Below are 24,928 nucleotides of genomic sequence, written 5' to 3'. Positions count from 1 at the left end.
GAGATCAACAAGGGGTTCGACCTGATGCACAAGGGCGAAAGCATCCGCGCCGTCGTGGTGTACTGAACATCTCGCCCTGTCCCGTGCGCGGGGCAGGGCGGTTGCCTGCGATTTACCGCGCCCGGCTTGATTTTCAGTGATCAGGCTGGAACACTGGTCCCATGGTTTGCGGTCCGGGGGTGCCATGTCCATCCGCACAGCTTGTACTTTGCTTCTGCTGTTCGCCGTCGCCACGCCTGCTGCAGCACAAGAGGCGGTCTATGTCATCAGGCATGGCGAAAAGGAGCTTTCCGGCGATGAACCCGCGCTGACGCCAGAGGGGCGGGACCGGGCGGCGGGCTGGGCGCGGATGCTGCGACATGCGGGCCTTGATGCGGTGATCACATCGGACGCGCTGCGCACGCGGGAAACCGGGGCGATCATCGCCGAGGCGCTTGACCTTCGCGCCAGCGCGTGGCCCGCAACCGATATTGCCGGTCTGGTCGATACGCTTGAATTCGATCACGAGGACGACCGGGTGCTGGTTGTCGCCCATGCCGAAACCATTCCCGGCATCCTCGCGCGCCTTGGCGTGCTGGACGAGATTTCGGTCGACCAGACCGAATTCGCCAACCTGTTTGTGGTGACCGGCCCAGGATCGGATAACCCGGTGTTTCTGCATCTTTTCATGCCTTGAGTCCAAGAGGCCCGCCGGCCCCCCCATTGCACTTGGCCCGGAACCCGTCCACTGTCCGCGGATGGCAAACGATACCCCCCTTCTGGCTGTCCTGATCGACGCCGACAATATCTCGGCCAAATATGCCGAGGCGATATTCGAAGAGATCGCCACCCTGGGCGAGGCGAGCATCCGCCGGATCTATGGCGATTTCTCAGGCGGCGCGCCGCAAGGCTGGAACAAGGAGACGCTGGCCGCATTGGCGATTGTGCCGCATCAGCAATTCGCCAATACCACCGGCAAGAACGCCAGCGACATCGCACTGGTGATCGACGCGATGGATATCCTGCATTCGGGCCGCTTCGACGGGTTTGTCCTGATCTCGTCGGACAGCGATTTCACCCGCCTGGCCAGCCGCATCCGGGAACAGGGACTGGACGTGTTCGGCATCGGCATGCGCAAGACGCCGGGGGCTTTCGTCAAGGCGTGCAAGCGCTTCATCTATGTCGAGAACCTGATGCCCGAGCCGCAGCCCAAGACCAAGTCGGGTCAGCCGCAGCCGTCCGTCAGCCCCGCGCAGAAACTGGAGGATCCGACCAGCCTTGTGATCCGCGCCATGGATGCGATCGACCAGGACGACGAATGGTTCGCCCTGGGCCGGATCGGTCAGTTGATCGTTGCGGCCAACCCCGATTTCGACACCCGCAGCTATGGCAAGCGCAAGCTGAGCGACCTGCTGGCGGACCTCAAGCGGTTCGAGATGAAGCGCGGCACCGGAAACCAGTTCCTGATCCGCCGGATTGACTGACACGTTTGGCAGGACTCAAACGCCTGTCGGGCCACCACGGGCCCTGACCGCGAGTCGCAGCGCGGTCGGGCAAGCCGTAATGCGAAGGTGGGGACGCGAACAAACCGGTCGCCAAGAACGCCGGCGCACGCAGTTCAAGCCGTTGGTTCCGTACGGATTTGAAAGTTTGGTGGAGCCTAGGGGAGTCGAACCCCTGACCTCTTGCATGCCATGCAAGCGCTCTCCCAACTGAGCTAAGGCCCCGATCCGGTCAGCGCCGATGCGGCCGCTGCGGTGAGGGTCGTTTAAGAGAGGCCGCAGGAGAGTGCAAGTCAAAAATATACGCCATTCCGGAAAATCTTGGCGCGCCGGGCCGGCGATGCGCCCGCCGCCCGCACAAACGAAAAGGGCGGGTTTGAACCCGCCCTTTCGCCGTTTCCGAAGCCTGGATTATTCTTCGTCCGAGGACATGTCGGTGATGTCATCGAGCGAGACGTTGTCCTCGTCGTCGTCGTCTTCGAGGATGTCGTCGTCCATGTCCATGTCGACATTGTCGTCATCATCATCGAGCACGATGTCATCATCATCCGTGTTCTGACGGGCCTTGCGCGATGCCGCATCCTCGGCATCCGCCGCGATCATGCGGCCTTTGCCAAGATCCAGTTCAACGATCTCGCCCGTGTAGGGGCTGACGATCGGATTCTTGTTCAGGTCATAAAACCGCTTGCCGGTGGTCGGGCAGACGCGCTTTACACCCCATTCTTCCTTGGGCATGTGAAATCCCCTTGATATCTGGTGAGTCGCAAAGACGATTCCGGCCTCGTGCCACATGAGGTGGGGCGTGTCAAAGCCTTTAGGCCAAGGGGAGCGCGCTAATGGGGCAGCATCATCTTCCGGGCACACCTCCGGTGCCGCTGACGCTCAGGCGTTCGGCGCGGGCGCGCCGCATCAGTCTGCGGATTTCCCAGCTGGATGGGCGGGTTACGCTGACCCTGCCGCGTGGCGTGGCCGAGCGCGAGGCCATCGATTTCGCCCGCAGCAAGGAAGCCTGGATCCGCGAACACCTGGCGGTGCAACCTGACCGGTCTGTTCCGGTTCTGGGGGGCACGATTCCGATCGAAGGGGTACCAACGCGAATCGAGGCCGCACCGGGCGCGCGTGTGCTGTGGCAGGCAGGCACGATCCAGGTGCCCGAAACCGCGCTGGCAGCGCGTTTGCACAGGTTCCTGCGGGAGATGGCGCGCGACCGGCTGGTGGCGGCCTGCGATTTCTATGCCGCCGAATTGGGGCGTCCTTATACCCGGATCAGCCTGCGCGACACGCGGTCTCGTTGGGGGTCGTGTACCGCCGATGGTGGCTTGATGTTCTCTTGGCGCCTGATCCTGGCGCCGCCTGCGGTGTTGCGCTATGTCGCCGCGCATGAGGTGGCGCACCTGGCTGAGATGAACCATTCGCCCCGGTTCTGGGCCGAGGTCACGCGTATCCATGGCCCTTATGAGGCGCCGCGCCGCTGGCTGCGTGAGAATGGGGCCGAGCTGCATAGCCATCAGTTCTAAGCCAGTTGGTCGGCGGCGTGCGACTTGCTAAGATGTCCCATCGTAAAGACAGTTGGGAATGGCATGACCGGACAGGAACAGCGACGGCTGGCCGCCATCATGATGCTGGATGTCGCCGGGTTTACCCGCCTGATGGGCGAGGATGAATCGGGGACGCTGGCGCTGGTGCTGGATGCGCGCCGTTCCCATGTCGAACCGGCCCTGTCGCGGCATGGCGGACGGCTGGTCAAGCTGCTGGGTGACGGGGCGCTGGCCGAGTTTGCCAGCGTGACCGGCGCGCTGGATTGCGCCCGCGATATCCAGACCGGGATGCGGAACCATCCGCTCAAACTCAGGATCGGCATCAATCTGGGTGAGGTCATCGTCGAGGAAGACGACATCTATGGTGACGGGGTCAATGTCGCCTCGCGGATTGAGGGTCTGGCGCGTCCGGGCGGCATCGCCGTGTCGCACAGCGTGTACGAACAGGCCCGGAGCCGGGGTGGATACCGGTTTGTCGATGGCGGCAAGCAAATGGTCAAGAACGTGGCCGAGCCGGTGGCTGTGTTTCACCTGTCGACCGATGGCGGCGAAGCCGAGGCGGTCCGGCCCGCCAGCAATTCCCGGCACCGACGCTGGCTGCCGCTTGCCTTGGCCGCCTGCGCGGTCGTCGCCGGGTCGGTCTATGCCTTGCTGGTTGGCGACCTGCGGCTCTGGAACGCTGATGTGCCACCGCCGGTTGGTGCGGTGGTCGCCGATGACCGACCTTCGCTGGTTGTCCTGCCTTTCGAAAATCTTTCGGGCGATCCCGAGCAGACCTATTTCAGCGACGGGATGACCGACAACCTGATCAACGATCTCAGCCAGATCGGCGGCTTGCTGGTTATTGCCCGCAACACAAGCTTTTCCTTTCGCGACCGGCAAGAAGCGATGGACGCCCAGACCGTCCACAAGGTTCTGGGTGTCCGCTATGTGGTCGAGGGCAGCGTGCAGCGCGCCGGTGCGCACGTTCGCATCAATGCCAATCTGGTCGACGGAACGACCGGGTTTCAGCTATGGGCCGGTCGGCTGGATCGCGAGTTCAGCGATCTCTTCGCCTTGCAGGATCAGGTCGCCTCGCAGATCATCGACGCGCTGAAGATCGAGTTGACACAGGACCAGCGGAGGCGGTTGTCGAAACGCCATACCGACAATCTGGAGGCCTATGACCTGTTCCTGCGCGCCTGGGAGGAGATCTGGCGGTTCAACGATGAATCGCGCAAGACGGCTCAGGCCTATTTGTGGTCCACGCTGGATCTGGATCCCGATTTTGCGCTGGCAAAGGCCATCCTTGCAACGACCTATACCAATCGGACCGGCGTCTCGCTGACCGCCAGCGCCGAGTCGCTGGAAACCGCGTACCGGCTCGCGCGCCAGGCGGTGGCGATCGACCCCGAATTGCCCTCTGTCCATGCCTCGTTGGGGTTGGTCCACATGTTCCGCCGCGAGTTCGAAAAGGCCGACGCCTCCTTCGCGCGAGCGGTGGAGCTTGATCCGAACTACGCCGATGGTTTTGGCATGCAGGCGTGGAATTGGCACTATGCCGGCGATCCCGAACGGGCGCTCGCCGGGTTCGAATATGCCATGCGCCTGAACCCGCGGGCACCGTTTCCCTACCTGAACGCAATCGCGGAGGTGCATTTCAGCCTCGGTAATCTCGAAGCCGCTTTGGAATGGAGCACCGAGGCGCTGGAAAGAAACCCCGAGGCGTTGCGTCAGCGCTTGTTGCAGGGCGCCATTTTTGCCGAGATGGGCCGGATCGAGGATGCCGAATGGGAAGTGGTCGAGGTACTGGCGCTTCAACCCGGGATCAGGGTTGCGAACCTGCCGGATATTTACCCTTATCGCGAGGGCGAAACCCTGAGGCGCCTGGAACAGGCGCTGCGGAATGCCGGTCTGCCCGGATGATCGGGTCGGGTTGACGCGGCTTGTGGATGTGATCACATGGTCCCATGCAAAGCCCACGCCCGACCGAACAGACCATAACCGCCGCCGCCCATGACCGGGTCTATCGGACCCTGCGCACCCGTATCATGCATGGCGAGATGTCGCCGGGTCAGGCGTTGACCCTGCGCGGGATCGGCAAGGAATTCGACGTCTCGATGACGCCTGCACGCGAGGCGGTGCGCAGGCTGGTGGCCGAAGGAGCGCTGTTCCTGTCCAGTTCGGGGCGGGTCTCGACGCCGGAACTTGGCAATGACCGGATCGAGGAACTGGCGGCGCTGCGCGCGCTGTTGGAGGTGGAACTGGCCAGCCGCGCCCTGCCGCGCGCCCATATGGCGCTGATCGACCGGCTTCAGACCATCAACACCTCGGTGGCCGAGATGGTGTCGAAACGCGATGCCGTGGGTTACATCCGCACCAATCTGGAATTTCACCGCACGCTTTACCTGCGGGCGCAGGCCCCGGCGATGCTGGCCATGGCCGAGACCGTCTGGCTGCAACTGGGGCCGACGATGCGGGCGCTTTATGGCCGCCTGCGCCGCACCGACCCGCCGCAGTATCACAAGCTGATCATCGCTGCGCTGAGGGCGGGGGACGAGCCCGGTCTGCGTCTGGCGGTCCGGACCGATGTCACCCAGGGCCTCCGGCTTCTGGTCACCTGACGACGCGCGGTTGCGTGCGACTTCGGCTTGGTCTTAATGTACAGGTATATTCAACGGGGAGAGAGATAATGAGCACGTTTTCGCGGCGCGGTGCGCTGGGGCTGATTGGTGGCGCCGCCACCCTGCCGATGCTGGGAACACCGGCCCTGGCCAATACCAAGATGACGGTCGGCGCGTTGCGCTTCACCAGCCACGCGGCGTCTTTTGTGGCCTTCGAGCGCGGTTACTTTGCCGAAGAGGGGCTGGACGTCGAGTTCAAGTTCTTCGAGGCGGCCCAGCCGATGGCGGTGGCAATCGCAAGCGGTGATGCCGATTACGCGGTCACCGCGATCACCGGCGGCCTGATCAGCCTGGCGGAAAAGGGCGCGGCCAAGGTGATCGGCGGCGCGCTGAGCGAGGAAAAGGGCATCGACGGCCAGATGATCCTGGCCTCGAACGCGGCTTACGACGCGGGGCTGACCAGCGCCGCCGCGCTCGATGGGCGCAGCTTTGCGGTGACGCAGCCGGGCTCGTCCTTTCATTATATGGGCGCCAAGATCGCGGCGGCCGAGGGCGCCTCGGTCAAGTTCACGCCACTGCAAAAGGTGGGCGCGATCATCGGCGCGATGAAGTCGGGTCAGGTCGATGCGTGGACCATCGTACCCCATATCGGCAAGGCTCTCTCGGGTGGCGGTGCGGTGAAACATATCGGCATGGTTGCCGATTACCTGCCCGACTATCAGGTCACCACCGTGTTTACCTCGGCCAGCAATGCATCCGGCGAACGGGCGCAGACCGAGGCGTTCCTGCGTGCCTTCTCGCGCGGGGCCGAAGATTTCAACGCGGCCCTGGTGGACAAGACTGCCGGTGACGAGGCCGGGGTCGAGATGGTCAAGCTGGTGCACAAATATGTCTATGCCGACCAACCCTTTGAGAAGGCCGAGAAGTCCATTCGCAACGGCGCGATGCGCCTGAACAAGGATTCGGCCCTGAACATGGGTTCGGTCGAGGATCAGCTGGGCTGGTTCAAGTCCGAAGGTCTGGTCAAGGACAGCATCACCACCGAGATGCTGGTCGACAATTCCTATGTGCCGATGATCTGACGGCACATGGAACTTGCGGTTCGCGGTCTGACCCATCGCTATGGCGACATGGTGGTGCTGGACGATGTTTCGCTGCATATCCCGGCGGGCGAGATCCTGTGTGTGGTCGGTCCGTCGGGCTGTGGCAAGTCCACCCTGCTCAGAATGCTGGGCGGGCTGGAACAACCCGATTGGGGCGAGGTGCTGCAAGGCGGCACCCCGCCCGAGGGCTGTCTGAACCCGCTGACCTATGTGTTTCAGGATTTCGCCCTGCTGCCCTGGCGTAGCGTGGCGGGCAACATCTCCTTGGTGCTCGAAGATCACCACCTGCCGGGTGACCGGGTGCGTGCGATCATCGAGGATGTGCTTGCGCGCACCCGGCTGTCGGATTTCCACGATGCATTACCCCGGCAACTGTCAGGCGGCATGAAACAGCGGGTCGCCATTGCCCGGGCGCTGGCGGTGAACCCGGCGGTTATGCTGCTGGACGAGCCGCTCTCAGCGCTCGATGCGCAGACGCGCGAGCTGTTGATGGAGGATCTGGTGGCCCTGTGGGAGCGGCAGCCCTTTACCGGCGTCTATGTCACCCACAACCTGGCCGAGGCTGTGCGCCTGGGCCACCGCATCGCGGTACTGTCGCGCCGTCCGGGCCGGGTGCGCGAGGTGATCGAGGTACCGGGCGCGCTTTCGGAACGACAGGCCGGTGACGCAGGGCTGGAGGCGATCCAAGCTCATCTCTGGGCGTTGATGCGGGACGAGGCGATGGCCGCCGATCAGGAGTTGCTGGATGCCTGAGATCCGGGTTCCCTTTCGTGGTGGCGGCTTCCGCCCCGAGGCGCGGCGCGGCACCGGCATCGCGGTGTTTCTGCTGCTGCTGTTCCTGATCGAATGGGGCACGCGGACGGGCTGGATTTCCAACCTGACCCTGCCGCGCCCTTCGGACGTGGCCGCGACGCTGGGTGATCTGGCCCGCTCCGGCGCGCTCTGGACCCACCTGTTACCCTCGCTCAGCCGGCTGGCGGTGGGCTCGGTTCTGGGCATCAGCGCGGGTGTTGGTGTGGGCGTTCTGATTGGGCTCTTTTCCTATATCCGGGCCGGGCTGGTGCCGCTGGTGGCGGCGATCTTCCCGATCCCGAAAATCGCCCTGCTACCGCTGTTCGTGATCTGGTTCGGCATCGACGAAGGGTCGAAATACGCGCTCATCGCGCTGGGCACCTTCACGCCCACGGTGGTGGCCACCTATGGCGCGGTCGACAATGTCGACCGGGGGCTCATTCGCATGGGGCAGAGCTTTGGCCTGGGTTGGTGGTCTATCGTGCGCAAGATCGTGCTGCCCGGCGCGCTGCCCGGTATCCTGTCCGGGCTGCGCGTGTCGCTGGCCATCGGCATCATCCTGCTGGTCGCGGCCGAGATGCTGGGCGCAGAACACGGGATTGGCGCCTATATCCTGCAAGCGGGCGCGCTCTACGATCTTGAGCGGCTTTTTGCCGGTGTGGTCATTCTGTCCTGCCTCGGCGTGCTGACCAGCTGGGCCATCGGCAAAATCGAGAAACGCTTGCTGGTCTGGCGCGGCTGATCGCGGTATCCTGCGGCAAAACAATCGAGCAGGATCCACCATGATTGATCGTCGCTTCTTTACTTTCGGCTTAGGCGCGCTGACGCTATCGGCCTGTGGCGGGGCCACGACCGCGCCTACCGCCGCACCGGCGGAAAACTGGCCCACCGTGCCCAACGCTGGCTGGAGCGCCTGGGTCACCTCTTTCAAGGGGCGGGCCTCGGCGCAGGGCATTTCCGCCTCAACCCTCGACAGCGCGTTTCGCGGCGCGGGTTACATCCCCAAGGTGATCGAACGGGACCGCAACCAGACCGAGTTCAAACGCTCGCTGGAAGATTACCTGGCCATCGCCGCTTCGGACGAGCGGATCGCCACCGGCAAGCAGATGCTGGCCCGGCACGGCGCGCTCTTGAACCGGATCGAGCAACATTACGGGGTCGACAAGGCGGTTGTGACCGCCATCTGGGGGCTGGAGAGCCGCTATGGCACCCGGCGCGGCGATGTGCCGATCGTCTCGGCCCTGTCGACTCTGGCCTATGACGGGCGGCGCGGCGCGTTTTTCGAAAAGCAGCTGATCGCGGCGATGAAGATCCTGCAAAACGGCGATACGTCACCCCGCAACATGACCGGCAGCTGGGCGGGTGCGATGGGCCATACGCAGTTCATCCCGACCTCGTACCTGGCCTATGCGGTGGATTTCACCGGCGACGGGCGGCGCGACATCTGGTCCGAGGATCCGACCGACGCGCTGGCCTCGACCGCCGCCTATCTGGCTAATGCGGGCTGGGTGCGCGGCCAGCCCTGGGGCGGCGAGGTCGGCTCTGCCGCCGCCAATTCGGGCACGCCGCTGGCCGTGTTGCAGCCACAGGTGCCGGGGCCGAAAATCGCGGTGTTCAAGAATTTCAACGTGATCAAGCGCTACAACAACTCCGACAGCTACGCCATCGGCGTGGGCCACCTGTCCGACCGGCTCAAGGGCGGCGGAGCGTTCAAGGCCTCGTTCGGGCCGGATGAGACCGGCCTGACGCTGGAGGAGCGCAAGGAGTTGCAGACCCGCCTGAGCGCGGCCGGGTACGACACCGGCGGCGCGGATGGTGTCATCGGCGGCAAGAGCACGGCGGCAATCTCCGACTATCAGCGCGCCAAGGGGCTGCCAGTGACCGGCGAACCCTCGGTCGAACTGCTGCGGATGCTGCGCTAACGGAAAAGGGGGAGGGCGCTGCCCCCGTCGCCCGATGGGCGACTCCCCCGGAGTATTTCAGGCGAAATGAAAGGGCGCGCGTGGCGCCTTTTCTTATGCGGCTAGCCCCTTGGATCCGAGGTTCAGGAATTTCTGGCGGCGGTCCTTGATCAGCGCGGCGCTGTCCTTGCCGTCGAGGTCCTTGAGCATCGCGGTGATGGCGGTCCCAACCGCGTCCATTGTCTTGCCCTTGTCGCGATGGGCGCCGCCGCGCGGTTCCGCAATCACCTGGTCGATCACGCCCAGTTTCAGCAGATCCTGCGCGGTGAGGCGCAGCGCCACGGCGGCCTCGCGCATCTTTTCGGCGTTCTTCCACAGGATCGAGGCGCAACCTTCGGGCGAGATCACCGAGTAGATCGAATGTTCGAGCATCGCCACACGGTTGGCTGTGGCAAAGGCCACCGCCCCGCCCGAGCCGCCCTCGCCGATCACCACCGAGACCAGCGGCACGCCGATCTTGAGGCACATTTCGGTCGAGCGGGCGATTGCCTCGGACTGGCCGCGTTCCTCGGCACCCTTGCCGGGATAGGCCCCGGCGGTGTCGATCAGGGTCACCACCGGCAGGCCAAAGCGGCTTGCCATTTCCATCAGGCGGACCGCCTTGCGGTACCCTTCGGGCCGGGCCATGCCAAAGTTATGGGCGATGCGCGACTTGGTGTCCGAGCCTTTTTCGTGGCCGATCACCATCACCGGGCGGTCCTTGAACCGGGCCAGACCGCCCATCACCGCCAGATCGTCGGCAAAGTTGCGGTCGCCGGCGAGCGGTGTGTATTCGGTGAACAGTTTCTCGATGTAATCGCGGCAATGCGGGCGGTCGGGGTGCCGCGCCACCTGGCATTTGCGCCAGGGGGTGAGGTCCTTGTAGAGTTCGTCCAGCAGCTTGACCGCCTTGGCATCCAGCGCGGCGGCCTCTTCGGCCACGTCCATCTCGGCATTCGCGCGGGCCAGGGCGCGCAGTTCCTCGGCCTTGCCTTCGATCTCGGCCAGCGGTTTTTCGAAATCCAGGTACTGGGTCATGGTGCCCTCTCGTCGCGGCGTTTCACGCTATATGACCTCAGGTCGCGCCGGATGCAACTCGGCAGGTGCAGCGGGCACCCTGTTCCGGTCAGCCGGGGAAAAGCACGGGGTAGAGCGAGCCGACCAGCAAAAGGGCCATGGACCAGTTGAACATGGTCAATCGGCGCGGGTTGGTCAGGATGCGCGCCATTTGCTGACCCATCACCGTCCAGGTGCTGACCGAGGGCAGGTTGACGGCGCCAAAGATCGCGGCGACCAGCAGCACCGCTACCAGCGTCTGACCCGGGGCATAGGCCGAAATCGCGGTCAGCGCCATCGCCCAGGCCTTGGGGTTGACCCATTGAAACGCCGCCGCCTGCAAGAAGGTCATCGGGCGCCCGGCGCTGCGCCCGGCCTGCGAGGGGGCGGAATTGGCGATCTTCCATGCGAGCCAAAGCAGGTAGAGCACCGAGAAGGTCTTGAGCACGGTATAGCTGGGTGGCCAAGCGTCAAACACCTGCACCAGCCCGGCCCCCACCATCAGCACCATGAAGGTAAAGCCAAGCCCGATTCCCAGCATATGCGGGATGGTGCGGCGGAACCCGAAATTGGCCCCCGAGGCCATCAGCATCAGGTTGTTCGGTCCCGGCGTGATCGAAGAGACAAAGGCAAACAGGACGAGAGCGATCAGGATGTCATGGGTCATGCGCAAAATCTGCTCTTGAAATCGCAGAATGAAATTGCGTTGTTGCGAGCTTCGGCCCAATATGCGCAACTAATGATCAAGATTGACGAGATAAACCGCAAGATATTGCGCGAACTGACACGCGATGGCCGGATCAGCAATCTCGACCTGGCGTCGAAGGTGGGGTTGTCGCCCTCGGCCTGCCTGCGCCGGGTGCAGGATCTGGAACGCGCCGGGGTGATCGCCGGGTATCGCGCGGTGCTGAATCCGGCGGCCCTGGGTCTGGGGTTTATGGCCTATATCGGAGTGGGTCTCAGCGAGCATACCAAGGCGGCGCAGGAATCCTTTGAGCGCGCGGTTTCGCTCGCGCCCGAGGTGGTGGAATGCCACAATATCACCGGAACAATCGAGTACCTGTTGCGGGTCGAATGCGCCGATCTACCTGGCTACAAGACCTTTCATACCGACGTGCTGGGCACGCTGCCGCATGTGAACTCGATCACCACCTACGTGGTCATGGGATCGCCCAAGGACATGCGGGCGTGATCCCGCGACGGGGAGCTTTGGACGCACGCACCCCTTGCGGCACGAAAATTTGAACCCTAGGCTGATCACGATTTCGTTGCGCGATAACGGCGGGCAGACCGGCGCGACATGTGAACAACCGGGAGACCATGATATGAAATCCATCTGGATAGGTGCGATTGCTGGGCTTGGCCTGACGCTTGCCAGCGCCCTGTCGGCGGCGCCGCTCAAGTTGCAGCCGGCCAATCCGCAGCCGGGCGGGCTCAAGGGCGGGCTGTCCGTGAGCTATGGCTATGCCAAGGAAGGCGAGCATATCAAATACTTGTCGGATGCGCGGTCTGTGCTGAAGTCGGGGGCGCAGCGCGGCAAGGCGCTGCGTGGGCTCGACTATCGCGATACCAGCAAGGGCGAGAACACCCTGACATCGTCGCGCGACGAAAACGTTGCGGCGGCGATCCGCGGCTATATCAAGTTCGACCGCCCCGGGGTCTACGAGATCGACTTTTTTACCAATGACGGGATCGACGCGCGAATCGGCGGTCAGCAGGTTGGCCTGTTCGACGGTCGCCAGACCTGCGACAGCACCATCGTGTCCGAGGTCGAGGTGCCGCAGGCGGGCTGGTACAAGGTCGACATCACCTATTTCAACCGGCTCAATACCTCGTGCCTGATGATGCGTTGGGGGCAAAAGGGCAAGGGGATGAAATGGGTGCCCAACAATGTGTTCGGTCACTGACCGGACACGGGGGCCGCTCCAGGCCTAGGGCGTTGTAAGGCCGAATGCGGCCCTGAGCGCGAGGTCGGGCGAGGATAGCACCGGCACGGGGGCACGGGTATAAACCGCAGCTCCGGCCATCGAGGCTTGTGCCAGTACGACACAAGCGATGTCAGGCCACAGGTCCAGTTCGGCGTCGATGCGCTTGGCGATCGCGCGCGCAAAACCGTCGCTGTCACCGGCTGTGAACATCGGCCAGAGCTCGGGCAACGCCAGCGCGCGATGGTGCGCGGGGCGGCCCTCCTGCTGAAATGCCTCGCACAGAAGCGCGGTTGACGGGACCCTCGTGCTGTCCAGGCAGAACACCAGCAAGACCTCTCCATCGCAGCGGGCGGCGGCCTGCATCATCGGCCAATCGATCCGGATTGCGCCCGCCTCTGCCGCGACAGCGCCGATCGTGGTGCAGGTGCACAGGCTGGCGGGTTTGGCCGCAATGGTGCGGATGATCTCTGCGGCCAGGTCATCGCCGATACCGCCCTGCGCGCGCGCCAGCCAGTCGGGACGCACGACATGGTCAAGCCGCGCGTCGGGCGCGATCCGCGCGGCAAGCGCGTCAAAAGTGGCGCGATGCACCTCGGCGGTGTGGAACAGGGTCAGGTCGGTCATTCGGGGCCTCAGGTCGCGATCTGCCGAGTAGATGGCAGCGGAGTTCGGCTGTCCAGTCCCGACCCGTTTCCTGCGCTTTTCTTCTCACCGCTGCGCCGAGAGCAGGAAACGGGTCGTCCGTCGGGCCGCCCTCTCTCTATTCCATGACCATGCAACCGAGAAAGGGCATGACCATGGAACTGAACGGCAAGACCATCATCATCACCGGCGCGAGCAGCGGTATTGGCGCCTGTGCGGCACTGTTGTTTGCGCGTGAAGGCGCGAACGTTGTTCTGGGCGCGCGTCGGAGGGATGAACTGGAACAATTGACGCAGCAGATCACGCAGGCCAGTGGCCAGGCCGTCTGTCTGGCCGGGGATGTAACGGACGAAATCTATTCCCACAGGCTTGTCGAGTTGGCGCAGTCCCGGTTCGGAGGTCTGGACGGCGCCTTCAACAATGCTGGGATGATGGGGGAAATCGGTCCTATCGCCCGGATGACCACCGCAAACTGGACCGACGTCATCTCGACCAATCTGACAAGCGCCTTCTTTGCGGCCAGGGCGCAAGCGCCAGCCTTGGCCGCGCGCGGTGGGGCGATGGTGTTCACCAGCTCCTTTGTCGGAGTGAACAACGGAGGGATGCCGGGCATGGGCGCTTATGCCGCCTCCAAGGCCGGGCTTGTCGGCCTGGTGCAGTCGCTCGCCTCGGATCACGCGGCGGAAGGTGTCCGGGTCAACGCCTTGCTGCCCGGGGGGACACAGACCGCGATGGCGGGTGACGATCCGGACACGCATGCCTTTATCGCCGGTCTGCATCCGATGAAGCGGATGGCCGAACCGGAGGAAATAGCGCAGGCGGCGTTGTTTCTGTTGTCGGACCGGTCAAGCTTTGTCACCGGCGCGGCGATGTCGGCCGATGGCGGTATTTCGGTGCGGTTGGTGTGACATGAAGTCCGGGCCGGTCACTGGCCGGCCCGGCCTCTGCGCCCGTCTCAGCCGTTGGCGGCAATCATCTCGGCCTGGCGGACGATGACCTCGGCCTGCTTGATCGAGGCGATATCGACCAGACGGCCCTTGTAGACGGTCGCACCCTCGCCATTGGCCTTGGCGGTTTCCATCGCGGCCAGGATCTCGCGCGCCTCAGTGACCTTAGCCTCGGACGGCGTAAAGACCTGATTGGCCAGCGCGATCTGCTTGGGGTGGATCGCCCATTTGCCGACCATGCCCAGCGTTGCCGAGCGGCGCGCCTGCGCGATGAACCCTTCGTCGTCCGAGAAATCGCCGAACGGCCCGTCCACCGGCAGGATGCCATGGGTGCGGCAGGCGGCGACGATGGCGGTCTGCGCCCAGTGCCACGGATCGGACCAGTATTTCGCGCCCTCGCGCAGCATGTAGTAATCTTCCTGCGTGCCACCGATGCCGGTGGTCTGCATGCCCATCGAAGCGGCGAAATCGGCCGCGCCCAGGCTCATCGCCTCCAAACGCGGGCTGGCGGCGGCGATCTCCTCGACATGGGCGATGCCAGCGGCGGATTCGATGATCACTTCCAGGCTGATCGGCTTGGTCCGGCCGGTGGCGCGCTCGATCGCGGTGACCAGCGCATCGACGGCATAGACATCGGCGGCGCAGCCCACCTTGGGGATCATGATCTGGTCCAGCCGGTCACCCGCCTGTTCCAGCACGTCCACCACGTCGCGGTACCAATAGGGCGTGTCCAGCCCGTTGATCCGCACCGACATGTACTTGTTGCCCCAATCCACGGTGTTCAGCGCCTCGATCACGTTGGCGCGGGCGAATTCCTTGTCACTGGGCGCGACCGAATCCTCAAGGTCGAGGTTGATCACATCCGCCGCCGAGGCCGCCATCTTGGCAAACAGCTTGGTGTTCGAGCCGGGACCGAACAACTGGCAGCGATTGGGGCGCGCGGGCGCGGCGGGCTGGATGCGGAAACTCATGGCTGGACCTTTCCGGGAGTAATGAAATTACGATTTCTTTGCCCCATGAGGTATTAAATTGCGCACCCCTGCGCAAGCGCCTTTGTGCAGTCGCAGCATTGCCCGCGCGAAATCTTCGCTCTTGCAGAGAGAATTGCTGATGAATGTTTAATCAGTTTGAAAACTTCGAAGAATTTTGTGAAATTCCGCCATTTGACGCAAGAATCGTCCAATCGACCCGAGGCTGGCGAATGAGAACGCAATATGCTCGTTGCCCGGGGCCATTAGTCTACCTCGGAATCAAAGGAGTGCACCGCAATGATCGAAACCCCGTATCTGCTGTTTCTGGGCGATGCCCCCGACCAACTGGCCGCCAAGGTGGCGCAGGGCATCAAGGATTGGCGGCCCGAGAATGCCGTGGGCCAATTCCGTATGGAAGGCTGCAAAGCCGACCTGGGATTGACCGACATGGATCTGGCCCAGGCCCGCGAGGCAGGTGCCAAGACCCTGGTGATCGGCGTTGCCAACCGTGGCGGCGTGATCAGCCAGGATTGGAAGAAAGTTCTGGTCATGGCGCTGGAAGAGGGGTTCGACCTGGCCTCGGGCCTGCACAACCTGCTGCGCGATGAACCCGACCTGGTTGCCGTCGCCGAGGCCTGTGGCCGCAAGCTGCACGACGTGCGCATCCCCTCGGTCAAGTACCCGATCGCCAATGGCGTCAAGCGCAAGGGCAAGCGGTGCCTGGCCGTGGGCACCGACTGTTCGGTGGGCAAGATGTACACCGCGCTGGCGATGGATGCCGAGATGCGCGCGCGGGGCATGAAGTCGACCTTCCGCGCAACCGGTCAGACCGGCATCCTGATCACCGGCGACGGCGTGCCGCTGGACGCGGTGATCGCCGATTTCATGGCCGGGTCCATCGAATGGCTGACGCCGGATAATGACGAGGATCACTGGGACCTGATCGAAGGGCAGGGCAGCCTGTTCCACATCTCTTACTCAGGCGTGACGCTGGCCCTGGTGCATGGGGGCCAGCCCGACGCGCTGGTGCTGTGCCATGAGCCGACCCGCGCCCATATGCGCGGCCTGCCCGGCTATCAGCTGCCGTCGCTGGAGGCGGTGCGCGATACCGCGCTGGCGCTGGCCAAGGTCGGCAACCCGGACTGCCAGGTGATCGGCGTATCGGTCAACACCCAGCACTTGGGCGAGGAAGAGGCGCGCGCCTATCTTGCCAAGGTCGAGGCCGACATGGGTCTGCCCGCGACCGATCCGTTCCGCTTTGGCGCCGGCAAGCTGGTGGACGCGCTGGCCGCAGTGTGATCTGAACGACCCGCCGGAGGCCGACGACAGGTGCCTCCGGCGGGAGTATTTGAGGCAAAGTGAAAAGGAACGGGCGGTATGCAGATCGAGGTGACGCGCGACGTGTTCCGGCTGGCGCAGGTATTCACCATCTCGCGCGGGTCGCGGACCGAGGCCAAGGTTCTGACGGTGCGGGTGTCCGATGGCGCCCATCAGGGCTGGGGCGAATGTGTGCCTTATGCCCGTTATGACGAAACACTGGAATCGGTCGAGGCGCAGATTGCCGGGCTGCCCGAGGACATCACGCGTGCCGCGCTGATGGATCTGTTGCCCGCAGGGGCCGCGCGCAACGCGGTTGACTGCGCGCTTTGGGATCTGGAGTGCAAGCGCGCGGGCAAGCGGGCGTGGGAACTGGCAGGCCTGCCGGTTCCGGGGCCCGAGATCACCGCATATACCCTGTCGCTCGACACGCCCGAAGCGATGCGGGCGCAGGCGCAGAAGAATGCGCATCGGCCCCTGCTGAAGATCAAGCTGGGCACTCCCGACGACATGCCACGACTGGAAGCGGTGCGGGCGGGCGCGCCGGGTGCCAAGATCATCATCGACGCCAACGAGGGCTGGTCGGCCGAGGTCTATGCCGATCTGGCGCCGCATCTGGTACGGCTGGGCGTGGCGCTGGTCGAACAACCGCTGCCGGCCGGGCAGGACGAGGCGCTGATCGGCATGAACCGCCCGGTACCCGTCTGTGCCGACGAGAGCTGTCATGACCGGGCCAGCCTGCCCAAACTCAAGGGCAAGTACGATGTGGTCAACATCAAGCTCGACAAGACCGGCGGACTGACCGAGGCGCTGGAGCTGCGCCGCGCGGCGCTGGCCGAGGGCTATGGCATCATGGTCGGCTGCATGGTCGGCTCGTCGCTGGCGATGGCGCCCGCGACGCTGGTGGCGCAGGGGGCGCTGGTCACCGATCTCGACGGCCCACTGCTTCTGGCCGAGGATCGCGAGACGCCGCTTGAATTCGATGCGGCGGGTGTGCATCCGCCCAGCGCGGCGCTCTGGGGCTGAGGCGCGCGTGCAATGGCGGCCTGGGCCATCGGACTGGCTGGTGCGTGTCTTGCCTGTCTGGCTGTCCTGGCGCTGTGGCGCCGCCGCGACCTGCGCGCGGACGAGGGCGAGGCACTGCGCCTTGCCCGTTTTCAGCCCGCCGCGCCCGAACGGTTCGACCCGCAGATCGTGGCCGATCTGCCAGAGCCTGCACGCCGGTTCTTTCACTGGGCTATTGCGCCCAATGCCGAACTTTTCAGCGTTGCCGAGTTGGAGATGCAGGGCCAGTTCGGCATGGGAGACAAGGCGCGCCCGGGCTACATGCCGATGACGGCGCGGCAGACCCTTGCCAGCCCGCATGGTTTTGTCTGGTCCATGCGGACCGGGCGCGGCCTGCGTCGGTTGTCGGGCTCGGATTCCGGCAGCTGGACCCGGTTCTGGCTGGCCGGGCTGGTGCCGGTCGCGCGCTATGGCGGCACAGCTGATCATCGTCGCTCGGCCTTTGGCCGCTATGCCGCCGAGGCGGTGATGTGGACACCGGCTGCGGTCCTTCCGCGCCCGGGTGTTACCTGGACGGGCATTGACGAGAATTCGGCCCGCGTGACGATCGAGCATCTGGGGATGGAGCAGGCGATCGACCTCACGGTGGATGCCGCGGGCGCGCCGGTACAGATCGCCTTTACCCGCTGGAGCAATGCAAACCCCGAAGGCGTTTGGCGCGAACAGCCCTTTGGTGCCTTTCTTTCCAATGACCAAGATTTCTCCGGCATCCGCATCCCGACTCATGTCGAGGCGGGCAATCATTTCGGAACCGATGCCTGGTTCCCGTTTTTTGTTGTCGATGTCACCGACCTGCGTTTTCCGCAGGCGGGCCGGGCTTGACGCAGACCCTTAATCGCCGCAAGACGCGGCATGTCCCAAAGGAGCCACACATGACCCGTACCGTTTACGTTAATGGCGAATACCTGCCCGAGACCGAGGCCAAGGTTTCCATCTTCGACCGCGGCTTTCTGATGGCGGATGCGGTTTACGAGGTGACCAGCGTTCTGGATGGCAAGCTGATCGATTTCGAGGGCCACGCGGTGCGCCTGAAACGCTCGCTGGACGAGTTGGACATGTCCGAACCCTGCACCAAGGAAGAGCTGCTGGAGATTCACCGCAAGCTGGTGGAACTGAATGGCATCGATGAGGGGCTGGTCTATCTTCAGGTCAGCCGCGGGTCGGATGGCGACCGGGATTTTGTGTTCCCTTCGGCCGATACCCCGCCGACGCTGGTGTTGTTCACCCAGAACAAGCCCGGCCTGGCCGACAATCCGGCGGCCAGGAAAGGTGCCAAGATCATCTCGATCGAGGATATCCGCTGGGGCCGTCGCGACATCAAGACGGTGCAGCTGCTCTATCCGTCGATGGGCAAGATGATGGCCAAGAAGGCCGGTTGCGACGACGCCTGGCTGGTCGAAGACGGTTTTGTGACCGAGGGCACCTCGAACAACGCCTATTTCGTCAAGGCAGGCAAGATCGTGACCCGGCCGCTGTCCAACAACATCCTGCACGGGATCACCCGCAAGGCGGTGATGCGTCTGGCCAAAGAGGCGCAGATGGAGGTCGAGGAGCGGCTGTTCACCATCGACGAAGCAAAGGCGGCGGACGAAGCGTTCACCACCTCGGCCAGCGCCTTTGTCATGCCGGTGGTCGAGATCGACGGCGTCGCGCTGGGCGATGGCACCCCTGGCCCCATCGCCCGCCGCCTGCGCGAGATCTACCTCGACGAGGCGCGCAAGACGGCGATCTAAGGCGCTTTGAATCAACGGCGCGCGGCCCTATCATCGTGCTATGGAACGCCGACTTGCCGCCATCCTGATCGCCGATTTCGTCGGGTCGACTGCGTTTTTGCAGGCTGACGAGGAAGGTGCGCTTGTGCGTATCTCCTCTGTGCTTGGTATAGCGCGGGAGTGTATCGAACGGGCCGGTGGTCGTGTCTTCGACACGGCGGGCGATTCCGTGCTGGCCGAGTTCCGCAGCCCGGTCAGCGCGTTGCGCGCCGCCATCGAAACCCGTGCCCGTCTGGGGGGCGGTGGTGAACACACAGCCGAAGACATGCGGTTCGGTCTGCATGTCGCCGATGTGGTTGCGGATGGAGACGATCTGAAGGGCGAAGGTGTGAACGTGGCCGCACGATTGCAGGCCACGGCCGATCCCGGTGCCATTGACGTTTCGGAAACGCTGTTTACCCACGTGGTCAAGGTTTCATCCTGCAAGTTCGAAACGCTGGAACCGCGCCACCTGAAAGGTATCGCCGAACCCGTGCGGGTTTATCGCGTGTCGCAAAGTGCGGATCGCCATGTCTATCAGATTGCACCGACCCGCGATGAGCCCGCCGTTGCGCTGCGCCCAAACTCGGTGGCGGTGCTGCCCTTCCGGGTGACAACAGGCGCGGACGAGGATCGGGCTTTTCTGGCCGATGGTCTCACCGACGACCTGATTCACGAACTCAGCCTGATCCGTCCTCTCTTTGTCAGTTCCCGCACGGCCAGCCATGCGGTTGACACCAACGATCCGACCGCCGTCGGCCAGCGTCTTGGAGTGCGCTATGTCCTGTCGGGCACCATTCGCAAGCTTGGCGATCGGGTCCGGCTGTCGATCGAGCTGAGCGGCACCCGGAACGGCGAACTGATCTGGAGCGAACGCATCCAGCGCCCGTTCAATGAACTGCTGGATGCAATGGAAGAAATCGCCGCACGGGTTGCGGCAACCGTATCGGGCCGGATCGATCATGCGGAAATCGGTGCGGCCCGGCAGAAACGGCCTGAGAACATGTCCGCCTACGAGTTCTATCTGCGCGGCCTCGAAGAGCACCGGCTGAGCGGCATCTACAACAGCCATGCCCGTCAGGCGATCGGCTGGTTCCGCAAGGCACAAGAGGCCGATCCCGGGTTTGCCCGCCCCTTGGCGATGGAGGTTTGCGCCTGATCGTACCTGCCCGATTTCGACCTCGGCCAGTCCGAGAAACTGCTGATGCGGGCGCTCGAACTGGATCCGTCAGATCCCGAGTTGCACCGTATTTTGGGTATCGTTCTGATCAAGCGGCATCGCGACTATGCGAGCAGCCGTCGCCATCATGAAAAAGCTTTGGAACTGGCCCCGAACGACGCCTATATCGTGGGTCGTTGCGCGGCTTTCTTCACCTTCGCCGGCGAACCCGAGCGGGCGTTCGGTTTGCTGGACCGGGCCGAAGGACTGGACCCGTACCTGCCGGTCTGGGTGGTCGAAGAGCGGATCGCGGCGCTTTACGCACTGGGCCGGTTCGAAGACGTCAACCGCGCTGCGCTGGACCTTCCGTTTCAGACCCGGCGCACCCGTTTTTACCGGGCCGCGGCACGGATCGCGCGGGGCGATATCGAACGGGCGCGGATCCTGATCGGCGAGGCCTTGACCGACGACCCGTCGCTGTCCATCGAATATGTCCGTTCGCAGGAGCTTTACGAAGACCACGACCGGATGGAATGCCTTGTCGATCGTCTTCGTCAGGCCGGTTTGCCAGACACTCCGCAAAACGGTGCAGGGCCGGTAGCGTCGCATTAGCGACCGCTGCTCGAGAAGCCTTGCCGATCCGGAGCCGAGGCTTTGGCGGCAGCAGGCGTCGATATGGTCAGGAAACGACGCGGAAATGACGCCGGTGGCCATGCCAGCGCGGTGCGGGACCGACAGGCTGGCAATAGACCACAGGAGGCACGATGCGACCGTTCGAGGGGATCCGGGTTCTTGATCTGACCCATGTGTTTGCTGGTCCATTCTGCACCTATCAACTGGCGGTGCTCGGGGCTGAGGTGATCAAGATCGAGCCGGTGGACCGGCCCGACATGACAAGGACTGAGGGCGCCGATCCGGCGCTGAACGCCGCTGGCATGGGGCTGGTGTTTCAGGCGCAGGCGAGCGGCAAGCGGACCCTTGCGCTGGACCTGAAATCCGACGCCGGGCGGGAAGTCTTTGACCGGCTTGTCAAGACGGCCGACGTGGTGGTGCAGAACTACACCGCGCATGCGGTGACGGCGCTGGGCCTGGAGTATGACCGTCTGTCGGCACTGAAGCCGGATCTGATCTATTGCGCGATCTCAGGCTATGGCGCCACCGGGGACAAGGCGGCGCATCCCGCCTATGATGTGGTGATACAGGCCTTTACCGGCGTGATGGCCGCCAATGGCGAGGCCGACAGCCCGCCGGTGCGCATCGGCCCGGCGGTGATCGACTATGGCACCGGCGCGCAGGCGGCGCTGGCGATTTCGGCGGCGCTGTTTGCCCGGGCGCAGACCGGGCAGGGGCGGCGGATCGACGTCGCGATGAGCGATTGCGCGCTGATGCTGATGAACTCCAGCACCTTTGGCACGCTGTCCAGCGGCGCCGCACCGCGTCCGCATGGCAACCGCGATCCCAATCTTGCCGGTTATGCCGCCTATGAAACCGCCGAAGGCACACTGATGATCGGCGCCTATACCAATGCCCAGATGGCTGGCCTGATGCGGGCTGTCGGTGCGCCCGAGGCTGCGGCCGAGATCGAAGCCACCCCGCGCGACAGGATCAGCGCGCGGCGGGACAGCGACGCCTCGCTGCTGGCACAGGTGCTCAGAACCCGCCCCGCCGCCGAATGGGAGGATCTGCTGAACGCGCATCACGTCCCGGCGGCGCGGGTCCGCGACCTGAAACAGGCGCTGGACGAGCCGCAATTCACCACGCGTGGCGTGGTGCAGGCGCAGGGCGGGCAGAGCTTTACCGTGGCCGGGTTTCTCTATGACCACGGCGGGCCGGAACTGAGCCATCCGCCGCGTGCCCATGGGCAGGACAGCCGGGCGGTGCTGGGCGAGCTGGGCATTGGCGCGGCAGAGTTCGACAGCCTCGCCGCGCAGGGCGTCGTGTTCAGCCCTTGTCGGTGACGTTTTCCTTGAACGCCACTTCGAAGGCCGCCTGTTTCTCGGCGCTGGCCTCGGTCTGATACTTGGATTTCCACTCGGCCATGGTCATGCCATAGTAGATCTCGCGCGCCTCTTCCTTGCCCATTTCAATGCCCTTGGCATTGGCCGCCTCCTGGTACCAGCGCGCCAGGCAGTTGCGGCAGAACCCGGCCATGTTCATCAGGTCGATGTTCTGCACGTCGGTGCGGTCCTGCATCAGGTGCTGTTGCAGGCGGCGAAAGGCGGCGGCCTGAATCTCGATCTCGGTTTGCTGATCCATTGGAACTCTCCTCGATTGTTACAGCAGAGGTAGCAACCGCGCCCGGCGGCGACAACCTTGCCGATGTTCAAAGCCCGCTGTCGACCAGTGCCCGTTCCAGGATCGGCGCCAGCCGGTCCGCCCAGGCGCGTTGGCCGTCATGCTCGCCGATCAGGTCGTTGCGGATCTCGATCAGGGCATTGGGGCGGCGGAAGGCGGTGCAATGCTTGTCGATGGCATCGCCCGGCAGGACGCCGGAATAGGGCTCGTTGACGCCGACGCAGAGGTCATTCTCGGCCCTGAGCTGCGCCACCAGCGGGCGCGACAGGCGCTCGTCCTCGGTATGCAGGATGCCGATGTGCCAGGGGCGCGGGTCGCGCCCGCGCAATTGCCGGGTGAACGAATGCATCGACACGATCACCGCGCCGGGTCGCGCGGCCAGCCGTGCCAGCGCGTCATGATAGGGCCGGTAACACATGTTCAGCCGCCGTTCCCGCTCGGCCGCGTCCGCGTGGCGGTTGCCGGGAATGATCGACCCGTCATAGAGTTTCATCAGCAGGGTCGGATCGTCCTCGCCCCGGTTCGGGTCGATCACCAGACGCGAGAAGTTGGCGGCGATCACCGGGGCATCCAGCAGCTCGCCCAGATGGCGCGAGACCTCATAGGCGCCCACGTCATAGGCGATATGGCGTTCCATATCCTCGCGCGCCAGCCCCAGGTCGCCGCCACACACATCGGGGGGAACGATATTGGTGGCATGGTCGCAGGTGATCAGCCAGCGGGACGGGCGATCTTCGCCGTGCACAAAAAACGGGGTGTAAGTCATGGGCCTGTCATCTAGTTTGGTGCAGGTGTAGGGCAGTTGCCTGCAAAAGGGAATTGGGCCATAACGGGCCTGCTGCATGTTTGCGGTAACAATCTTGAGGCAAAGGAGTTGTGGGGCATGCGTCGCCTGAGAAAAGTGAAAATCGTGGCAACGCTGGGACCGGCGTCGGACACTTACGAGATGATCCGCGCCCTGCACGAGGCAGGCGCCGACGTATTCCGCCTGAACATGAGCCACGGCACCCATGACGAGATTCGCGCCAAGCACGAGATCATCCGCCGGGTGGAAAAGGATCTCGATAGCCCGATTGCCATCCTGGCCGATCTTCAGGGGCCCAAGCTGCGGGTCGGCACCTTTGAGAATGGGTCCGAGGACCTGGCCGAAGGCGCGGCCTTCCGGCTCGACCTCGATCCGGCGCCGGGGGATGCGGTGCGTGTCTGCCTGCCCCATCCCGAGATCTTTCAGGCGCTAGAGGCCGGGTCACATCTGCTGGTCAACGACGGCAAGATCCGCCTCAAGGTTCTGGAATGCGGTCCCGATTTCGCCGATTGCACCGTCATCACCGGCGGCACCATTTCGAACCGCAAGGGGGTCAACGTGCCCGACGTCGTGCTGCCGCTGGCGGCACTGTCGGAAAAGGACCGCGACGATCTGGAGTTCGCCTGCCAACTCGGCGTCGATTGGCTGGCGCTCAGCTTTGTGCAGCGCGCCCGCGACGTGTTCGAGGCGCGCACGCTGGCCGATGGCCGCGCCGCGATCCTGTCGAAGATCGAGAAGCCGGCCGCGGTCGAGGATTTCGACGCGATCCTCGATGCCTCGGACGGGATCATGGTGGCGCGCGGTGATCTCGGCGTGGAACTGCCTGTCGCTGCGGTGCCGCCCATCCAGAAGCGGCTGGTGCGCCGCTGCCGCGCCGCCGCCAAGCCGGTGATCGTGGCCACCCAGATGCTGGAAAGCATGATCGAAAGCCCGATGCCCACCCGGGCCGAGGTATCGGACGTGGCCACCGCCATCTACGAGGGCACCGACGCCATCATGCTCAGCGCCGAGTCCGCCGCCGGTCATTACCCGGTCGAAGCGGTGCGGACCATGGACAAAGTCGCAATCGAGGTCGAGGCCGACCCGACCTATACCCAGATCATCGCCGCCTCGCGCACCGCCAAGGGCAGCACCATCGCTGACGGGATCGTCGCCGCCGCGCGCGAGATCGCCGAGAAAACCGATATCAAGGCGATCTGCTGTTTCACCCAGTCGGGCACCACCGCGTTGCTGACCGCGCGGGAAAGGCCGGGCGTGCCGATCATCGCCATGACCTCGCTGCTCGACACCGCCCGCAGACTGTGCCTCAGCTGGGGTTGTCATTGCGTGATCACCCCGGAACTGGAGCGGTTCAAGGGCGCTGTGGTCAATGCCGCGCGCGCTGCGCGGGCAGGTGGGTTCGCTTCGGAAAAGGATCAGATCGTAGTGACGGCGGGGGTGCCCTTCAACGTGCCGGGCACCACCAACATCCTGCGTGTCGCGCCCTGTGACGAGCGTTTGATCTACAATACCGACCCGGGTTAACCTGAGGCTGA

The 24,928-nt window shown here is 64.2% G+C and carries 28 protein-coding genes and 1 tRNA gene; 20 read left to right on the top strand and 9 right to left on the bottom strand.

Annotated features, from left to right (window positions below; translation table 11 throughout):
* On the bottom strand, positions 1-192 hold a 192-nt coding region (locus OE747_RS21185), incomplete at its 3' end, for a hypothetical protein (protein WP_263830460.1).
* Between OE747_RS21185 and OE747_RS21180 the strand changes: the two genes are divergently transcribed.
* Both OE747_RS21180 and OE747_RS21175 read left to right on the top strand, forming a co-directional pair.
* A complete protein-coding gene (locus OE747_RS21180; RefSeq protein WP_263830459.1) occupies positions 185-676 on the top strand; it encodes a phosphoglycerate mutase family protein in 492 nt (163 codons plus the stop codon). The genes OE747_RS21185 and OE747_RS21180 overlap by 8 nt on opposite strands.
* Positions 677-737: 61 nt before the next feature.
* Complete coding sequence (locus OE747_RS21175) at positions 738-1,463, top strand: NYN domain-containing protein (RefSeq protein WP_263830458.1); 726 nt, start codon at positions 738-740, stop codon at positions 1,461-1,463.
* Positions 1,464-1,630: 167 nt separating this feature from the next.
* On the opposite strand, the gene OE747_RS21170 is transcribed toward OE747_RS21175, so the two are convergent.
* Positions 1,631-1,706 (bottom strand) — tRNA-Ala (locus OE747_RS21170).
* A gap of 186 nt (positions 1,707-1,892) precedes the next feature.
* Positions 1,893-2,216, bottom strand: a complete 324-nt coding sequence (locus OE747_RS21165; protein ID WP_263830457.1) for a TIGR02300 family protein — start codon at positions 2,214-2,216, stop codon at positions 1,893-1,895.
* A 101-nt stretch (positions 2,217-2,317) separates the two neighbouring features.
* Between OE747_RS21165 and OE747_RS21160 the strand changes: the two genes are divergently transcribed.
* The 7 genes from OE747_RS21160 to OE747_RS21130 all read left to right on the top strand — a co-directional run bounded on the left by OE747_RS21160 (position 2,318) and on the right by OE747_RS21130 (position 9,439).
* Positions 2,318-2,998, top strand: a complete 681-nt coding sequence (locus OE747_RS21160) for a M48 family metallopeptidase (protein ID WP_263830456.1) — start codon at positions 2,318-2,320, stop codon at positions 2,996-2,998.
* Between the two features lie 63 nt (positions 2,999-3,061).
* Positions 3,062-4,924: an adenylate/guanylate cyclase domain-containing protein gene (locus OE747_RS21155; RefSeq protein WP_263830455.1), complete on the top strand. Its 1,863-nt coding sequence runs from the start codon at positions 3,062-3,064 to the stop codon at positions 4,922-4,924.
* Positions 4,925-4,968: 44 nt separating this feature from the next.
* A complete protein-coding gene (locus tag OE747_RS21150; protein WP_263830454.1) occupies positions 4,969-5,622 on the top strand; it encodes a GntR family transcriptional regulator in 654 nt (217 codons plus the stop codon).
* A gap of 68 nt (positions 5,623-5,690) precedes the next feature.
* The gene (locus tag OE747_RS21145; RefSeq protein WP_263830453.1) at positions 5,691-6,704 is read left to right on the top strand and encodes an ABC transporter substrate-binding protein; all 1,014 of its coding nucleotides are present in this window, start codon (positions 5,691-5,693) and stop codon (positions 6,702-6,704) included.
* 6 nt (positions 6,705-6,710) lie between these two features.
* Entirely contained in the window at positions 6,711-7,478 is a 768-nt protein-coding gene (locus OE747_RS21140) for an ABC transporter ATP-binding protein (protein ID WP_263830452.1), read from the top strand.
* Positions 7,471-8,259, top strand: a complete 789-nt coding sequence (locus tag OE747_RS21135; protein ID WP_263830451.1) for an ABC transporter permease — start codon at positions 7,471-7,473, stop codon at positions 8,257-8,259. Before OE747_RS21140 ends, OE747_RS21135 begins: the two co-directional genes overlap by 8 nt.
* A 40-nt stretch (positions 8,260-8,299) precedes the next feature.
* Positions 8,300-9,439, top strand: a complete 1,140-nt coding sequence (locus tag OE747_RS21130) for a lytic murein transglycosylase (protein ID WP_263830450.1) — start codon at positions 8,300-8,302, stop codon at positions 9,437-9,439.
* 93 nt (positions 9,440-9,532) lie between these two features.
* Here OE747_RS21130 and OE747_RS21125 read toward each other — a convergent pair whose 3' ends face one another.
* Both OE747_RS21125 and OE747_RS21120 read right to left on the bottom strand, forming a co-directional pair.
* Positions 9,533-10,495 carry an acetyl-CoA carboxylase carboxyltransferase subunit alpha gene (locus OE747_RS21125; protein ID WP_263830449.1) on the bottom strand — a complete coding sequence of 321 codons (963 nt, stop codon included), beginning with the start codon at positions 10,493-10,495 and terminating at the stop codon, positions 9,533-9,535.
* 88 nt (positions 10,496-10,583) lie between these two features.
* Complete coding sequence (locus OE747_RS21120; RefSeq protein WP_263830448.1) at positions 10,584-11,180, bottom strand: LysE family translocator; 597 nt, start codon at positions 11,178-11,180, stop codon at positions 10,584-10,586.
* A gap of 72 nt (positions 11,181-11,252) precedes the next feature.
* Between OE747_RS21120 and OE747_RS21115 the strand changes: the two genes are divergently transcribed.
* Together OE747_RS21115 and OE747_RS21110 are read left to right on the top strand one after the other, a co-directional pair.
* On the top strand, positions 11,253-11,705 hold the full coding sequence (locus OE747_RS21115) for an Lrp/AsnC family transcriptional regulator (RefSeq protein ID WP_263830447.1): 453 nt from the start codon (positions 11,253-11,255) through the stop codon (positions 11,703-11,705).
* 133 nt (positions 11,706-11,838) lie between these two features.
* Positions 11,839-12,420, top strand: coding sequence for a PA14 domain-containing protein (locus OE747_RS21110; protein WP_263830446.1), 582 nt, complete (start codon positions 11,839-11,841; stop codon positions 12,418-12,420).
* A 24-nt stretch (positions 12,421-12,444) separates the two neighbouring features.
* On the opposite strand, the gene OE747_RS21105 is transcribed toward OE747_RS21110, so the two are convergent.
* Positions 12,445-13,065: a hypothetical protein gene (locus OE747_RS21105; RefSeq protein ID WP_263830445.1), complete on the bottom strand. Its 621-nt coding sequence runs from the start codon at positions 13,063-13,065 to the stop codon at positions 12,445-12,447.
* 173 nt (positions 13,066-13,238) lie between these two features.
* Between OE747_RS21105 and OE747_RS21100 the strand changes: the two genes are divergently transcribed.
* Positions 13,239-13,991, top strand: coding sequence for an SDR family oxidoreductase (locus OE747_RS21100; RefSeq protein ID WP_263830461.1), 753 nt, complete (start codon positions 13,239-13,241; stop codon positions 13,989-13,991).
* Positions 13,992-14,038: 47 nt separating this feature from the next.
* Here OE747_RS21100 and OE747_RS21095 read toward each other — a convergent pair whose 3' ends face one another.
* Entirely contained in the window at positions 14,039-15,001 is a 963-nt protein-coding gene (locus OE747_RS21095) for an L-malyl-CoA/beta-methylmalyl-CoA lyase (protein WP_263830444.1), read from the bottom strand.
* Positions 15,002-15,298: 297 nt separating this feature from the next.
* Here OE747_RS21095 and dgcN point away from each other — a divergent pair, with 297 nt between their 5' ends.
* The 7 genes from dgcN to OE747_RS21060 all read left to right on the top strand — a co-directional run bounded on the left by dgcN (position 15,299) and on the right by OE747_RS21060 (position 22,251).
* Entirely contained in the window at positions 15,299-16,300 is a 1,002-nt protein-coding gene (dgcN, locus tag OE747_RS21090) for an N-acetyltransferase DgcN (protein WP_263830443.1), read from the top strand.
* Positions 16,301-16,378: 78 nt separating this feature from the next.
* Entirely contained in the window at positions 16,379-17,344 is a 966-nt protein-coding gene (gene dgcA, locus OE747_RS21085) for an N-acetyl-D-Glu racemase DgcA (RefSeq protein WP_263830442.1), read from the top strand.
* A gap of 12 nt (positions 17,345-17,356) precedes the next feature.
* Positions 17,357-18,205 (top strand): DUF6544 family protein, encoded by an 849-nt coding sequence (locus OE747_RS21080; protein WP_263830441.1) that lies wholly within the window; start codon positions 17,357-17,359, stop codon positions 18,203-18,205.
* A gap of 50 nt (positions 18,206-18,255) precedes the next feature.
* Entirely contained in the window at positions 18,256-19,116 is an 861-nt protein-coding gene (locus OE747_RS21075) for a D-amino-acid transaminase (protein WP_263830440.1), read from the top strand.
* A 40-nt stretch (positions 19,117-19,156) separates the two neighbouring features.
* The gene (locus OE747_RS21070) at positions 19,157-20,293 is read left to right on the top strand and encodes an adenylate/guanylate cyclase domain-containing protein (RefSeq protein ID WP_263830439.1); all 1,137 of its coding nucleotides are present in this window, start codon (positions 19,157-19,159) and stop codon (positions 20,291-20,293) included.
* A 45-nt stretch (positions 20,294-20,338) separates the two neighbouring features.
* Entirely contained in the window at positions 20,339-20,905 is a 567-nt protein-coding gene (locus OE747_RS21065; RefSeq protein WP_263830438.1) for a tetratricopeptide repeat protein, read from the top strand.
* Between the two features lie 152 nt (positions 20,906-21,057).
* Positions 21,058-22,251, top strand: coding sequence for a CaiB/BaiF CoA transferase family protein (locus OE747_RS21060; protein ID WP_263830437.1), 1,194 nt, complete (start codon positions 21,058-21,060; stop codon positions 22,249-22,251).
* On the opposite strand, the gene OE747_RS21055 is transcribed toward OE747_RS21060, so the two are convergent.
* Entirely contained in the window at positions 22,235-22,549 is a 315-nt protein-coding gene (locus tag OE747_RS21055) for a DUF1244 domain-containing protein (RefSeq protein WP_263830436.1), read from the bottom strand. The two genes, OE747_RS21060 and OE747_RS21055, sit on opposite strands and share 17 nt — an antisense overlap.
* A gap of 67 nt (positions 22,550-22,616) precedes the next feature.
* Positions 22,617-23,354, bottom strand: coding sequence for an N-formylglutamate amidohydrolase (locus OE747_RS21050; protein ID WP_263830435.1), 738 nt, complete (start codon positions 23,352-23,354; stop codon positions 22,617-22,619).
* A gap of 117 nt (positions 23,355-23,471) precedes the next feature.
* On the opposite strand from OE747_RS21050, the gene pyk reads away from it, so the two are divergent.
* Complete coding sequence (pyk, locus tag OE747_RS21045; protein WP_263830434.1) at positions 23,472-24,917, top strand: pyruvate kinase; 1,446 nt, start codon at positions 23,472-23,474, stop codon at positions 24,915-24,917.
* Positions 24,918-24,928 lie beyond the last annotated feature (11 nt).

It is taken from the genome of Ruegeria aquimaris, from assembly GCF_025751555.1.
GTDB lineage: Bacteria > Pseudomonadota > Alphaproteobacteria > Rhodobacterales > Rhodobacteraceae > Ruegeria_B > Ruegeria_B aquimaris.
Note: the sequence above shows the minus strand (reverse complement) of the source record. Positions and strands in the feature narration are given on the sequence as shown.

Bases quoted from the DNA above. Each gene is read 5' to 3' on its own strand.
- OE747_RS21120 (WP_263830448.1), bottom strand. From the start codon at position 11,180: ATGACCCATGACATCCTGATCGCTCTCGTCCTGTTTGCCTTTGTCTCT.
- OE747_RS21115 (WP_263830447.1), top strand. From the start codon at position 11,253: ATGATCAAGATTGACGAGATAAACCGCAAGATATTGCGCGAACTGACA.
- OE747_RS21050 (WP_263830435.1), bottom strand. From the start codon at position 23,354: ATGACTTACACCCCGTTTTTTGTGCACGGCGAAGATCGCCCGTCCCGC.
- OE747_RS21155 (WP_263830455.1), top strand. From the start codon at position 3,062: ATGACCGGACAGGAACAGCGACGGCTGGCCGCCATCATGATGCTGGAT.
- OE747_RS21065 (WP_263830438.1), top strand. From the start codon at position 20,339: ATGCGGGCGCTCGAACTGGATCCGTCAGATCCCGAGTTGCACCGTATT.
- OE747_RS21130 (WP_263830450.1), top strand. From the start codon at position 8,300: ATGATTGATCGTCGCTTCTTTACTTTCGGCTTAGGCGCGCTGACGCTA.
- OE747_RS21105 (WP_263830445.1), bottom strand. From the start codon at position 13,065: ATGACCGACCTGACCCTGTTCCACACCGCCGAGGTGCATCGCGCCACT.
- OE747_RS21055 (WP_263830436.1), bottom strand. From the start codon at position 22,549: ATGGATCAGCAAACCGAGATCGAGATTCAGGCCGCCGCCTTTCGCCGC.
- OE747_RS21150 (WP_263830454.1), top strand. From the start codon at position 4,969: ATGCAAAGCCCACGCCCGACCGAACAGACCATAACCGCCGCCGCCCAT.
- OE747_RS21145 (WP_263830453.1), top strand. From the start codon at position 5,691: ATGAGCACGTTTTCGCGGCGCGGTGCGCTGGGGCTGATTGGTGGCGCC.
- dgcA (WP_263830442.1), top strand. From the start codon at position 16,379: ATGCAGATCGAGGTGACGCGCGACGTGTTCCGGCTGGCGCAGGTATTC.
- OE747_RS21125 (WP_263830449.1), bottom strand. From the start codon at position 10,495: ATGACCCAGTACCTGGATTTCGAAAAACCGCTGGCCGAGATCGAAGGC.
- OE747_RS21140 (WP_263830452.1), top strand. From the start codon at position 6,711: ATGGAACTTGCGGTTCGCGGTCTGACCCATCGCTATGGCGACATGGTG.
- OE747_RS21110 (WP_263830446.1), top strand. From the start codon at position 11,839: ATGAAATCCATCTGGATAGGTGCGATTGCTGGGCTTGGCCTGACGCTT.
- dgcN (WP_263830443.1), top strand. From the start codon at position 15,299: ATGATCGAAACCCCGTATCTGCTGTTTCTGGGCGATGCCCCCGACCAA.
- OE747_RS21165 (WP_263830457.1), bottom strand. From the start codon at position 2,216: ATGCCCAAGGAAGAATGGGGTGTAAAGCGCGTCTGCCCGACCACCGGC.
- OE747_RS21100 (WP_263830461.1), top strand. From the start codon at position 13,239: ATGGAACTGAACGGCAAGACCATCATCATCACCGGCGCGAGCAGCGGT.
- OE747_RS21135 (WP_263830451.1), top strand. From the start codon at position 7,471: ATGCCTGAGATCCGGGTTCCCTTTCGTGGTGGCGGCTTCCGCCCCGAG.
- OE747_RS21160 (WP_263830456.1), top strand. From the start codon at position 2,318: ATGGGGCAGCATCATCTTCCGGGCACACCTCCGGTGCCGCTGACGCTC.
- OE747_RS21175 (WP_263830458.1), top strand. From the start codon at position 738: ATGGCAAACGATACCCCCCTTCTGGCTGTCCTGATCGACGCCGACAAT.
- OE747_RS21075 (WP_263830440.1), top strand. From the start codon at position 18,256: ATGACCCGTACCGTTTACGTTAATGGCGAATACCTGCCCGAGACCGAG.
- OE747_RS21060 (WP_263830437.1), top strand. From the start codon at position 21,058: ATGCGACCGTTCGAGGGGATCCGGGTTCTTGATCTGACCCATGTGTTT.
- OE747_RS21180 (WP_263830459.1), top strand. From the start codon at position 185: ATGTCCATCCGCACAGCTTGTACTTTGCTTCTGCTGTTCGCCGTCGCC.
- OE747_RS21095 (WP_263830444.1), bottom strand. From the start codon at position 15,001: ATGAGTTTCCGCATCCAGCCCGCCGCGCCCGCGCGCCCCAATCGCTGC.
- OE747_RS21080 (WP_263830441.1), top strand. From the start codon at position 17,357: ATGGCGGCCTGGGCCATCGGACTGGCTGGTGCGTGTCTTGCCTGTCTG.
- pyk (WP_263830434.1), top strand. From the start codon at position 23,472: ATGCGTCGCCTGAGAAAAGTGAAAATCGTGGCAACGCTGGGACCGGCG.
- OE747_RS21070 (WP_263830439.1), top strand. From the start codon at position 19,157: ATGGAACGCCGACTTGCCGCCATCCTGATCGCCGATTTCGTCGGGTCG.